Source organism: Kribbella qitaiheensis, assembly GCF_042657745.1.
GTDB lineage: Bacteria > Actinomycetota > Actinomycetes > Propionibacteriales > Kribbellaceae > Kribbella > Kribbella qitaiheensis.
Genome location: NZ_JBHSKE010000002.1, coordinates 251293 through 263527 on the forward strand (window position 1 = coordinate 251293; position 12235 = coordinate 263527).

The following is a 12235-nucleotide window of genomic DNA, read 5'->3' on the forward strand; positions in this document are numbered from 1 at the left end:
GCATGATGTGATCCGGTGGCTGCGCCTCCCGCACATCGCGACCGGCAGGCAGATCTGTCCACATCTCGTCGGCCGACAATCTGACGTCCGGGTCGGAGCTGTCCCGCCGGTGTTGACATCGGGGTGGGTTTGTCGGAGGGCGTCGTTAGGGTGGCGGGGTGGTTGAGCTTCCGTCGTTGTCGCCGCTGGGGTATCACCGGGCCGTGTTGTCGCACGTGCGCCGGGTGGACGAGCGTGCGTGGGAGGCGTTGCGGCCGGCGGAGGCCGACGATCCGGGGTTGACCGAGACCTTGCTGAGGAACACCTACCGGCTCGAGGCAGGTGGTCATCCGGCATTGCACGAGGCCGGGCGCCGGGCGGCCGAGGCGTTGGGGCTCGAGGTGGAGGTCGAGTTCTTCCAGGCGCAAGGGGCCGGGCAGCCCAACGCGTCGCTGCTGCACCAGAGTGGGAAAGCGGTGATCCTGTTCGAGGGTCCGCTGCTCGACAGGTTGACTCCCGACGAGCTGGCGGCAGTCTGCGGCCACGAGTTGGCGCATCGCCTGCTCTGGACCATCGACGACGGCGCCTATCTCGCCGTCGACCGGTTGCTGGACGCCGCGGCCGGTGACGCCCGGACACCCGCGCAGTACTTGGAGACCCGTCGCCGGTGGGTGATGGCGTCGGAGTTGTTCGCCGATCGCGGCGCGCTCAAGGCCTGCGGAGACCTCAGTACTACGGTCCGCGCGCTCCTCAAGGTGCAGACCGGGTTGTCCGGCGTCGATCCCGAGGCCTATTTGCGGCAGGCCGGCGAGCTCGACCTCAGCACGGGCAGCCGCGGAACCAGCCACCCCGAAGGTGTCGCCCGCGCCTGGGCCCTGCAGAACTGGATCGCCGGCGAAGACGTCGAGGTGCTCCTGACCGGTCCCCTCGACGTGGATGCGCCCGATCTGCTGGACGCGGTGCTCCTGCGCGAGCTGAGCATGGACTTCGCCGCGCACATCGCCCAGACCGAAGGCCTGCGCTCGGACACCGTCGCCACGTATGCGGCCGGGTTCGCGGATCCGCCCGGGCCTCTCGGCGTACCGGGTGGTGCGGTACCGCGGTTCGACGAGCCGCTGGCGATCCGGCCGGTGGATGGCGCACCGATCCCCCGGCCGCGGGCGTTGACCGCCGCCACCAAGCAGTACCTCTGCTATCTCCTGCTGGATCTCGCGACGGCCGATCCCGATGCGGGTGACGAAGGACTGGTCGCGTCCCTGCGACTCGCTCGCCGCGCCGGACTCACGCCGTACGACGATCTGGCGGACGACGAGCTCGGGTGGAGCGACAAGCGCCGGGCGGAGCTGGCCGCGGCCGCGGACGGGGTGATCCAGTGAAGGATCTCGTCGCCCTCGCCGTTTCCCAGGGCGGTCTCGGCAACGACGCGTTGCTGGCGGCCGTGCTGCCGCTGTTCCACGCGACCGCGGAGGTGCACGAACGCGACCTGGTCGCTCCGCTGCGTGGGCTCGACCGGATCACTGTTGACGAGCAGACGCGGCTCGGGTTCGCCCCGGGGGACGCGTCGCGGCCGGTCTTCGCACCCGACGAGATCTCAATCAGGGAAGGGCATCGGGCCGCCGCGGTCGAGGTGGTCGCGCACCGCCAGGTCGAGACGGATCTCGGCGAGAGCGGTGGGCAGGGCCGGCTCAAGGTGACCGAACCGGTGCCCGAGGCAATCACCGCGCCCGTGCTCGTGCCCGGCTGGCAGAGCTGGGAGCATGTCGTCGGCCACCACGACCCGCTGACCGACATCTTCAGCCTCGGCCAGCTGCTGATCGCGCTCGGCTGCGGCCTGGACCTGTCCCGCCCAGAGGACGTCGCCCGGCTGATCGGAGCCCGAGGCAACCTTTACACGCTGACCAGCACGCTGCACCCGGTGATCGTGTCGGTCGCAGCGCAGATGGCCGAGCCGGACCGGCATCACCGGGCGCAGGACCTCCGGTCGCTGATCGAGCAGCTCGACGACTACCGCGACCAGCCGCTCGACTTCGACGTCGCCGCGATCACCCGCGGTACGGCGGACCGGCGTGCGGCCGTGCTGAAAGCCTTGCGGGACAGGCTCTTCGACCTGTCCCGGCGCAACCGGCTGGTCAAGTTCCGGCACACCGCGCAGACGCTCAACATGACCGACGTGTCCGTCCCACTGATGCTCGACGTGCGCAACATCCGCGCCGAGCAGTTGTTCACCTGGAACGCCGAGCTCGCCGCACGACTCGTCGACGGCAAGGCCCAGACCCTCGGGAAGTGGATCCGGTACGACGAAGCCCCGTTCGCCGCGTCCTCCCTGGACAAGCTGATCTCCACGGCCCGGCGGGACCGCGCGGAGTACGGGCAGGATCAGTTGCGGCTGGTTCCGGCGTTCCTGCGCTGGCACGACCTGAAGAACGATCCGGCCACGCGGCTGTCGTCTCCCCTGGTGCTGGTGAAGGTAGAGCTCGCCAAGAAGCGTGGCGTCCGGGACTCCTACACCCTGAGGATCACGGACTCGGTCGCCGAGGTGAACCCGACCCTGCGGCATCACCTGCACCAGCTGTACGGGATCAACCTGCCGGACAAGGTGGATCTGGCCGAGCCGGACGCGCTCGGCGTACTGCATGAGCGGTTGCGCGCCGAGTTGCAGGCGTCGGAGCCCGGGCTGCAGTTGCACCTGCGGGAGAAGCCGCGGATCGACCTGGTCCGGCAGCGGGCGATGGTGAAGCTGCGGAACTACCGGCGGCGGCAGCACGGGAACACGGCGAACGAGTTCGGCGGGCGGCACTACGCGTACTCCTACCAGCGGCCCGACTACCAGCCGCTCGGGGTGCAGATCTTCCGCAACCAGCTCGCCGTACAGGACTTGCCGCTGAGCATCGTGCTGGGCGAGCCGAGGCGGCCCGGGGCGATCGAGACGGACACGTACACGCTAGAGACAGGCGATGACGGCAGCCCGTACTCATGGGATGTCGACCTGTGTGCTGTGGCGCTGGCCAACTTCAATTACCGCACGCTCGGTCTGGTCCGGGACTACGACGAACTGCTCGACACCGGGCGGTCGTGCCAGTCCTTCGACCAGCTGTTCTCGGACCAGCCGCGGCCGATCAGCAGCGAGCCGCCGGAGCTGCCGACCGCGGAGCGGCATCTCGTCGTACCGGCGGATGGCTCGCAGGTCGCGGCGGTCGCGCGGGCGCAGCGAGGCGAGAGCTTCGTGATCCAGGGTCCGCCGGGAACCGGCAAGTCTCAGACGATCACGAACATGATCGCGGACTTTGTCGCGCGCGGGCAGCGGGTGCTGTTCGTCTGCCAGAAGCGGGCTGCGCTCGACGTCGTGCACGCGCGGCTGGCCGGCCGCCGGCTTGACGGATTGTGCACGCTGATCCACGACTCGCAGGCGGACAAGAAGACCTTCGTCCACGGGCTGCGCGAGACCTACGAGGCGTGGCTGGCCGCCGAGGACGACCTCGACGAACTGACCGTACGCCGGGACGCCCTCGTGGCGCGGGTGGACCGCCTCCTCGCGACAGTCGGGCAGTTCGAGACCCAGCTGGCCGGTGATTCGCCGAGCCTGCGCGCGGTGGTGAACCAGCTGGCCGAGCTGCGGGATCATCGGTGGGGTTCTGAGCTGGAGCCTGTCGAGCGTCGGCTGATTCCATCGCCCGGCGACTGGTGGGCGGGGCGGGCGACCGTGACCAGGTTGGCGCAGGTGCTGGCTGAGGCGGATCCGTCGAGCAGTGGATTGCTGGCGCGGAGTCCGCTCGGTCTCGTCACCTCTGACGTCTGGGTGGCGCCGGGAGCGGACACCGAGATCCCAGTTGCGGCTAGTCGCGCTCGCGATGGCTGGACGGCGGTCGCGAATGCCTTGGCTGAAGCCGATCCGTCAAGCTCCGCTGAGATCTGGGGGGCGCTAAGCCTGGACGAGGTTCGGCAGCTGGGCGAGCTCGGGGTGGTGATGCAGCCGCTGTCCGAGAGAGGGATGGGTGCTGCTCTCCAGCCTGGATCGTCTGCCGCGCAGCGGTTGCGGGCCGCGGCGGGTGAGCATGAGGCATTGGTCGCTGCGGCGAGCGCCGCGTGGGTGGAAGCCGAAGGTTGGGCGGAGCCGCTTGCGCCCAGAGATGCGCGGGCCGCACTGACCGTTGCCCAGGGCAAAGAGGGTGGACTGCTGTCGTTCCTCAGCGGTGACTGGCGGCGGGTGAAGACGCTGGTCAGGTCACGCTACGACGCCTCGGGGCGGGACGTTCGCCCTTCGGTGACAGAGATCCTGACCACCTTGGTCGCCGCGCAGGACGCTTCCGCGGCGGTCCAGCAGAACGCCGAGAAGGCCGAGCGCGACTGGGGTTCCCCGGACCCGGTCGACCTGGCCCGCCGGATTCGCGCGATGGAGCAGGACCCTTCGCTCGCTGACTGGCGTTCGCGACTGGCGGAGGATCCGAAGGTTGCTGCGGCGCTGGCTCGGGTTGCCGCCGCGCAGGATTCCGCTGAGGACGCCACTCGCTGCTTCCTCAGCGACGACTACGCCCGCTTGACGCTGTCCGGAGTACAGGCTGCTGTTGAGGCCTTGGCGTCCACGGGGTTGGTGTCGGCGATTCAGCAGGTGATCCCGGCGATGCGTGCGTTGGCCGAGGCGCCGACGCCCGTGCAAGCGGCGGTGCGCGGGTTGGAGGCGACTCCGGAGCAGCTCGAGTACGCGGTCTGCGCGTTGCACTGGGAGCGGGCGCGGGCGGCGACCCCCTTGCTGACCGAGCTCACCTCCGCGCGGCTCGACTCGATCGTCGGCGAACTGAGCCTCGTGTACGACGAACTGACCACGGTGAACGCGGAGGTCGTGGTCGCCGGAGTGCGCCGGCGGTTCCTGACCGAGCTCGCGCATTCCGAGCTGAGCGTCACGGGGATGTCGCCGGACGACCGTGGCCGCAAGAAGAACTTCAGTACCGGCCGGCGCGAGCTGGAACACGAGTTCGGCAAGGTGATGCGCTACAAGTCGATCCGCGATCTCGCCTCGGGCGCGCCCGGCGAGGTGGTGTCGTTGCTGCGGCCGGTCTGGCTGATGAGCCCGTCGTCGGTGTCGGACACGTTGCCGCTCGACACCGCGTTCGACGTGGTGATCTACGACGAGGCGAGCCAGATCCCCATCGAGGAAGCGATTCCCGCGCTGCACCGCGCTCCGCAGGTGATCGTCGTCGGCGACCAGATGCAGTTGCCGCCGACGCAGTACTTCCGGGTCAGCACACCGACGGTGGACCCGGACGACGACGAGGCCGAGCAGGTCGGCATCGCCCTGACCGACGACAGCTTCCTCGCGATCAGTGCGCTGCGGCTGGCCTCGACCATGCTCACGTGGCACTACCGCAGCCGCTCCGAGGCGCTGATCTCCTTCAGCAACGCGGCCTTCTACCAAGGCCGGCTCGCCACCATTCCCGACCGCCTCCCGGCTGCCAGTGCGCAACCGTGGGCGGTGCGCTCAGTGCCGCAGGACGAGGTACCGACGCTGGATCCGGGGTCGGCTGGCTTCGTCGGTGTGGTCGATGGGGTCCTCGCGGGCAGTATCACGTCGGTGCGAGTGGTGGACGGGATCTACGTACGGCGGACGAACCCGGCGGAGGCGAATTGGATCGCCGGGCTGGTCCGGGAACTGCTCGACCGGGAGACCGGCAAGAGCATCGGGATCGTCGCGTTCTCCGAAGCCCAGCAGGGTGAGATCGAGCGTGCACTGGACGCCTTGGCGGAGGCGGATCCGGCGTTCGGCGCGCGGTACGAGGCTGAACAGGTGCGGACCCGCGACGAGCAGGACGCCGGGCTGTTCGTGAAGAACCTCGAGAACGTCCAGGGCGACGAGCGCGACATCGTCATCATGAGCGTCTGCTACGCCGCTGGACCAGATGGCCGGATGCTGATGAACTTCGGCCCGATCAACACCGCCGGCGGCGAGAAGCGGCTGAACGTCATCTTCAGCCGCGCCCGCCAGCACATGGTGATCGTCTCCAGCATCGAGCCCGACGCGATCACGAACACCTACAACGATGGCGCCAACACCCTGCGCCGCTTCCTCACCTACGCCGACGCCGTCTCCCAGGGCAACCCGGAAGCGACCCGCGCCGCTCTGAACCCGTACCAGTCCACCCACCGCCCAACTCTCACCACCCGCACAGCGTCCCGCAGTACGAGCGGTCCCGGTGCTGATGGTGATGGATCCGCCGTGGTCGAACAGTTGGCGGCGGCGCTCCGAGCCTGCGGCATCGAGGTGGACACCTCGGTCGGCGAATCAGTGTTCCGATGCGACCTGGCGTTGCGTCGTCCAGGCGACGTCGGCCACCGGCTCGCAGTACTCGTGGACACGCCGGAGCGGGTCGCCGCCGACTCCCTACTGGAGCGGCTGAGCACCCACCCACGAGCACTCACCACCGGAGGCTGGCGAGTCCACCACGTCCTAACCACGGACTGGACCCGCACCCCGGACGCCGTCCTCACCCGTCTCCTGGACACCCTCAACCGCCCCACCGACAACTGAAGTACCCCGGCACTTACCCAGCCCGATGCCACCGCGGTTGCCTTCGCTGCACGTCGAGGCCGAGTGCTGGCCTGTGGCGCGGCTGTTCTCTCAGGACACGTCTTCGAGCACTCGGATGCCGCAAAATTCGGTGTGGAAGTGGCCGGTCAGAGCTCGGATCACCGTGGCGTGGCAAACGGCGATGAAGGGCTCAGAGTGGCCGTTGGCTTGTCTCCGTAGTGCGTCGAGTGCTCTGCCGCGTACGGAGGAGAGAGGTTCCCAGAGGCGGGTCTCTCCGGACGGCCACTCGCCCTCGCATTGTTCGAAGTCGCTGCCGAGGACTTGGACATCGCTGAGTGACCGCCAGGACAGCGTGGAGTCCGGCAGCCATTCGCGGAGGTCGATCTCGACGGCCGTGAGCGGGAGGTGGGTCTCTGCGGCGATGAGACTCGCCGTTTGCAGGGCGCGAGTCATGGGAGAGGCCACGATGCGGAGGGCTCCCACCCGTCGGAGGTCTCGGCCAGCGGCCTTGGCCTGCTCGATGCCCTTGGCTGTGAGTGGTGCCCAGTCGCGCGCGGGACCCCACCAGCCTTCTGCGTCGATCTGAGGGAAGCCGGGTTCGCCGTGGCGAACGAGGTAGACGGTGGGCATGCCTGCATTGATATCGCATGAGGGCACACGACGGGTCTGGGTGCGTTAGCGCACCTGACTGACCATCCACGCCGTCGGGCTGTCGGGACTGCGGTCACCTCGCCGGGACCTTGAACATGTCACTGCCTGTCCGAGGTCCCCAGTTGGTGTTCAAGGTCCCCCGTTGGTCCCCAGTCAGCAGATCAGTTCCCCGGTCCGGAGTCGGGGGTAGGGGTGGGCCGCGGGTTAGAGGGTGGTGCGGAGGGCCCAGAGGAGAGGGTAGTAGCGGAGGTCGAGGCGGCTGCGGAGGTAGCCGGCGCCGGAGGAGCCGCCGGTGCCTGGCTTGGTGCCGATCATGCGCTCGACCATGACGACATGACGCGCTCGCCAGGCGGCGGCCAGTTCGTCGTGCTGGAGAAGGGCTTCGGCCAGTTCCCAGATCGCGCCGTGCTGGGCGCGATCGCCCGCGACGGTCTGGAGTGCCTTGCGGAGGTCGTCCTCGGAGGTCGTGGAGAAGCCGGCCTGCTCGACTACTGCGAGGAACGCGTCCCACAGAGTCGGCTCGGACAGGCGATGTTCGATCCGGGCCTTCTCCGCCTCGGTCAGCCCGCGGAACCGCTTCACGAACGACGGGTCCTTGGCGCCGGAGAGGAACTCGATCTCCCGGAACTGCACCGACTGGAACCCGCTGGCCGGTGACAACCGGTGCCGGAACTCGCCGAAGTCCTGCGGCGTCATCGTCTCCAGGATGTCGACCTGCTGGGTCAGCGTCCGCTCGATCGTGTGCACCCGGCGGAGCAGGTGCTGCGCCAGCCAGACCTCGCCGGTCAGCATCGCGTCCCGGGAGGCGGTCAGCTCGTGCAGGACCTGCTTGAACCACAGTTCGTACACCTGGTGGATGGTGATGAACAGCAGTTCGTCGTGCGCGGGCGGGTCGGACTCCAGCCGCTGCTGGTCGAGCAGGTCCCCCAGCCGCAGGTAGCTGCCGTAGGTGAGCCGACCGCCTTCCTCACCGAAGTGCACGTCGACTCCGTCCCAGCGACCGGCGACCGCATCACCGCTGGGCTGAACCCCGTCTGTCTCGCTTGCGCTGCTCACGCGCCGAGGATAACCGCCACTACACCGCGTCACGGGCGTTCCACAGACCAACGCCAGCTCAGCACGGCAGGGCGATGGTGTGACCGCGACGCCTTCCGCTCGCCCTGCTGGCAGTGGCGATCCTGACTTCCTTGATCGCGGGCGTCGGCTAGGACTCGACGACGGATCCAACGGTCCGACGTTTTCGCACAGAAGTGATCACCTGGCGTATTGACCCTGTCACCGAGCGCACCGTACTTTCGGTGAAAGCGCTCTCTTCCTACCGCCCCAGGGAGAATCACGATGATCGCCGCCCTAGCTTCGGCTGCTCTGATGTCAGCGTTGTCCGCCCCCCTCGGAGCGCCACCTCCTCCTGTTCCCTCGACCCCGCCGGTGACGATGTCGACCCAAGCGACGATCTGCAACAAGTACTGCGACGCCCGGGACCCCGCGTTGTCCCCAGGCGACCGTGCCCCTGTATCGGCGTCGATGTTCGGCCGCACGCTGCGGTTGCACTTCGACGACGCGGACGCGATGGGCTGGGCCTCGATCGAGAACGGCAACCCGGGTGACGAGGTCTGGCTGGACCGCTCGTTCGACGGCGGCCGCACCTGGGGATCCGGCAGCCGGCTAGGCAACACCGTGGTACCGGCGGGTCAACGCGGCTGGCGGACGCTGATGTTCAACGTCGACGACTGGAACAACCACGGAGTCGGCGCCCTCCGCGCCTGCGGCAAGGCCGGCGACCGTCCCGACATCGCCTGTACTGCGTGGGCGCGAACCACCTGGAACGCGGGCGACCGGCGTACGGCGGCTGCCACGGCGCAGATGCAGTTCTACAACTACGGGACCGGGTTGTTCGACACCACCGGCTGGTGGAACTCGGCGAACGCGCTGAACGCGATCATCGACAACGCCCGGGTGACCGGGATGGGCAGTTACCGCTACGCGATCGCCAGGACGTACGACCTCAACCTCAACGCCCAGCAGGGCCAGTTCCGCAACGACTACCTCGACGACACCGGCTGGTGGGGTCTCGCCTGGGTCGCCGCCTACGACCTCACCGGCGAGTCCCGCTACCTGCAGACGGCACGCGCCGACGCCGACCACATGGCGGCGTACTGGGACAGCACCTGTGGCGGCGGGGTCTGGTGGAGCCAGGCGAAGACGTACAAGAACGCGATCTCCAACTCCCTTTACATCCAACTCAACGCAGCACTGCACCAACGGATCGCCAGCGACAGCACCTACCTGCAACGGGCGCAGAGCGGCTGGACCTGGTTCCAGCAGACGGGGATGATCAACAGCTCGCACCTGGTCAACGACGGCATCAACCTGTCCACCTGCAAGAACAACGGTGAGGTTGCCTGGAGCTACAACCAGGGAGTGTTGCTCGGAGCCCTCACCGAGTTGTCCAAGGCAACGAACAACACGAGCCACCTGACCACGGCCAGGCAACTCGCCGACGCGGCGACGACTTCGTCCGCACTCAACACCACCGACGGCATCCTCAAGGAGCCGTGCGAGTCAGGCGACTGCGGTGGCGACGGCCCGTCTTTCAAGGGCGCGCACGTCCGCGGCCTCGGCAAGCTGAACGCGGCGCTCTCCGACCACCCGTACACGAGCTATCTCGAGCGGCAGGCCGACCGCGCCTTCGCCGCAGATCGCACCCCGATGGACCAGGACGGCCTCCGCTGGTACGGCCCGATCGACAAACTCGATGCTGCCCGCCAGCACAGCGCCCTCGACCTGATGAACGCCACTCCGTGAACCGTTTCCCCGGGGATCTAGCCTGGAGGCTGTGAGGCGCAAGGACATCCTGTACGTCGACCCGTCGAGCAACCTGATCGTCACTACCGACTTCTCCTCGTCCGACAAGGGCGGCGAGGGGACCTTCACCTTCGAGGAGCTGTACAGCGGTCCCGAGGAGCTGCGCGGCCACAGTTACAACCTGACACTCCCGTACTCCGACGTGCCCGTGCTCGGGGCGTTCCTGGTCGGGCGGTTCGGGCTGGAGGTGCTCGGCGATCCCGCGGAGCAGCTGGTCCATTGCCTCGAGGAGCTGATCATCCGCGGCGAACTGAGCCCCGCCGGTGGTGGTTCCGCGCTCCGCGATGAGGTGTTCGCCTGGTGCGAAGAGGCGGGGCTGTCGCCACGCCGGGGTGGACTCGATCGGCGGGAGGTACTGCTCACGCGGGGCGAGGCGACCGTCGAACTGACGATCAATTCCTTCAACCAGCAGATCATCTTCCAGGAGTCTCACGGTCCCGTCGCCGACAGATCAGGCCTCTATCAGCTCCACCTCGGCCACACCACCCTTGGCGCCGTGATCGGAGTACTGGAAGGCCGGGACCCGATCCCGGGTGACGGGTTGAGCCGGGACGATCGGTTGTATGCCGGGTTCCGGGCGGCGGCTGCTCGGGGCGAGCTCGAGCTCGGGGAGCCGGGCGCGGTACGGGACCGCGTGGCCGGGTGGTTGGCCGCGGCCGGGGTGCCGTTCCAGAGTTACGGGTCCGAGTGGAAGACGACCTTGCTCAAGGTGCACCGGCAACGGAACGACTGCATCTTCGCGCTTCGGATGACGTTCGACCCGGAGCGAGGCGCGGAGGGGATCCGCTTCACCGAGTCCTACGACTACCTCCCGCTTGCCGACGATCCCGGCCGCGAGTACGCGTACACCGTGCACGCGCCGTACGACTGCCTGCCTGCACTGATCACCTACTTCGACCAACGACTCGGCCGCACCAGCACCGGCTCCCCACAAGCCCGCTTGATCGACTGCTTCACCACTCTGATCACCCGGGGCGACCTCGGCGACAACCTCCCCCTCCGCGACAACCACCTCCGAGTAGCCACCTGGTTCGAAGCCGCCGGCGCACCTACCACCACCGACACGTGGTCCTGGCTCAACTCGGACTAACCCATGGGCAAGCCGGCGCGGTGGGCGGTCGACGTACGATGGGGCCGCTCGGGCTGGGGAAATCGAGTTCTTGGGCTTGGCCGTCAGCGTTGACGGGTGAGCTGCGCCGTCATTGGATCGGGGTTGCGAACGCCGGGAGGCGATCCGTGCTGAAAGCTGCCGGCCTCAGTGAGACGAAGGAAGCGACGTACCTCGCGCTGGTCCGGCAGGGCAGCGCCTCCGTCACGCAGCTTGCCGAGCGAGTCGGGCTGACGGTCGTCCAGGTACGTCGGGCCGTGGCCGCCTTGCAGCGCGAGGGATTCGTGCACCGGACCCCGCCACCGCAGGAGCTCGTCGTGCCGGTGCCGCCCGAGTTGGCGGTCGAGCAGTTCATGAAGAGTCAGGAGCTCGAGCTCGAACGGAGCCGTGCGGCGGCGCAGCGGTTGGCTGCAGAGGCTTACAGCCGACCGAGCAACCGGCGGACCGAGGAGCTGATCGAGATCGTCTCCGGCCAGGCCGCTGTCGGGTGGGCGTTCGACCGGGTGCAGCGCACGGCCCAAAAGGAGATGCGAGAACTCGTGGCGCCGCCGTACGCGGCTTCCACGGAGGTGAACCGGACCCAGCTCGACCGCCAGGCCGCTGGAGTCGCCTATCGGGTGGTCTACGACAGCTCAGCTCTCGCGGACGCGGTGCTCGCCGCCAGCGCAGTGAGCCATGTGCGGTCCGGCGAGCAGGCCCGGATCGCGGACGCGCTGCCGACCAAGCTCGCGATCGCCGACCGGGAGCTCGCACTGCTGCCACTCGACTGGACTACCCCGGCCCACGACGCGGCGCTGCTCGTCCATCCGAGCAACCTGCTGGATGCGCTGGTCGCGCTCTTCGAGACCGTGTGGGCGCGCGCCAGCCCGCTCTCGGTGACGGAGTCGGGCGGCCTGTCGGAGGAAGCCTCGATGTCCGCCGAGGACCGGTATCTGCTCTCACTCCTGGTCGCCGGCCTCACCGACGACGCGGCCGGAGCGCGGCTCGGAATCAGCCGCCGGACGGTCGCCCGCCGGGTCCAGCAACTGATGGAACAGACCAACTCCCGCTCCCGCCTCCAACTAGGCTGGCAAGCCCGCGAACGCGGCTGGCTCTGAATTCACCGACGGGCC

7 protein-coding genes are annotated in these 12235 nt (G+C 68.4%); 5 read left to right on the forward strand and 2 right to left on the reverse strand.

Features of this window, described 5'->3' with window-relative positions:
- Positions 1 to 158: 158 nt before the first annotated feature.
- Together ACFPJ1_RS01380 and ACFPJ1_RS01385 are read left to right on the forward strand one after the other, a co-directional pair.
- Positions 159 to 1355, forward strand: coding sequence for a M48 family metalloprotease (locus tag ACFPJ1_RS01380; RefSeq protein ID WP_380100905.1), 1197 nt, complete (start codon positions 159 to 161; stop codon positions 1353 to 1355).
- Positions 1352 to 6499, forward strand: coding sequence for an AAA domain-containing protein (locus ACFPJ1_RS01385; RefSeq protein ID WP_380100906.1), 5148 nt, complete (start codon positions 1352 to 1354; stop codon positions 6497 to 6499). The genes ACFPJ1_RS01380 and ACFPJ1_RS01385 overlap by 4 nt, the downstream gene beginning before the upstream one ends.
- A 90-nt stretch (positions 6500 to 6589) precedes the next feature.
- Here the strand turns inward: ACFPJ1_RS01385 and ACFPJ1_RS01390 are convergent, their stop codons facing one another.
- Complete coding sequence (locus ACFPJ1_RS01390; RefSeq protein ID WP_380100907.1) at positions 6590 to 7129, reverse strand: histidine phosphatase family protein; 540 nt, start codon at positions 7127 to 7129, stop codon at positions 6590 to 6592.
- Positions 7130 to 7354: 225 nt separating this feature from the next.
- On the reverse strand, positions 7355 to 8206 hold the full coding sequence (locus ACFPJ1_RS01395; RefSeq protein WP_380100908.1) for a tryptophan 2,3-dioxygenase: 852 nt from the start codon (positions 8204 to 8206) through the stop codon (positions 7355 to 7357).
- Positions 8207 to 8584: 378 nt separating this feature from the next.
- Here ACFPJ1_RS01395 and ACFPJ1_RS01400 point away from each other — a divergent pair, with 378 nt between their 5' ends.
- From ACFPJ1_RS01400 to ACFPJ1_RS01410, 3 genes are all read left to right on the forward strand, one after another.
- Positions 8585 to 9955: a glycoside hydrolase family 76 protein gene (locus ACFPJ1_RS01400; protein WP_380100944.1), complete on the forward strand. Its 1371-nt coding sequence runs from the start codon at positions 8585 to 8587 to the stop codon at positions 9953 to 9955.
- Positions 9956 to 9986: 31 nt separating this feature from the next.
- Positions 9987 to 11105, forward strand: coding sequence for a hypothetical protein (locus tag ACFPJ1_RS01405; RefSeq protein ID WP_380100909.1), 1119 nt, complete (start codon positions 9987 to 9989; stop codon positions 11103 to 11105).
- Between the two features lie 146 nt (positions 11106 to 11251).
- Positions 11252 to 12220 carry a helix-turn-helix domain-containing protein gene (locus ACFPJ1_RS01410; RefSeq protein ID WP_380100910.1) on the forward strand — a complete coding sequence of 323 codons (969 nt, stop codon included), beginning with the start codon at positions 11252 to 11254 and terminating at the stop codon, positions 12218 to 12220.
- Positions 12221 to 12235 lie beyond the last annotated feature (15 nt).